The organism is Streptomyces sp. SID13726, assembly GCF_010548375.1.
Taxonomy (GTDB): domain Bacteria; phylum Actinomycetota; class Actinomycetes; order Streptomycetales; family Streptomycetaceae; genus Streptomyces.
This window is the reverse complement of the sequence record NZ_JAAGLY010000864.1, coordinates 1-385: the sequence shown is the minus strand read 5'-3', so window position 1 is coordinate 385 and position 385 is coordinate 1. Positions and strand designations below refer to the sequence as shown.

Sequence of the window (385 nt, the reverse complement as noted above, 5' to 3'; positions counted from 1 at the left end):
TGTCCGCCACATCCCGAACCACACCGAGCAGGGAGTCCTTGGACTTGACGTCGACGCCCGCGGTCGGCCTGATCGCCACCAGCACCCGCGGTTTGCGGGCCAGTGCCCGCGCGATGACGACCTTCTGCTGGTTGCCGCCGGACAGGTCGGAGACCGACTGGCCGGGTCCCGAGGTCTTGATGTCCAGCGAGTCGATCATCGACTGCGCGAACTCCCGGGTGCGGGAGGGCAGCACGGTGCCGTACGGGCCGAGCTGGTCCGTGACGGTGAGCGTCGCGTTCTCCGCGACGCTGCGGCCCAGCACCAGCCCCTGCCGGTGCCGGTCCTCCGGCACGTAGCCGATCCCGGCGCCGAGCGCGTGCGGCACGCTCCCCGGCCGTACGGT

Annotated in this window: 1 protein-coding gene; it reads right to left on the bottom strand. The window is 71.7% G+C overall.

All coding sequences use genetic code 11. The features are described 5' to 3' along the window. Positions 1-385: ATP-binding cassette domain-containing protein (locus tag G3I78_RS50705; RefSeq protein WP_164437436.1), on the bottom strand; the 385-nt coding region annotated here is incomplete at both ends.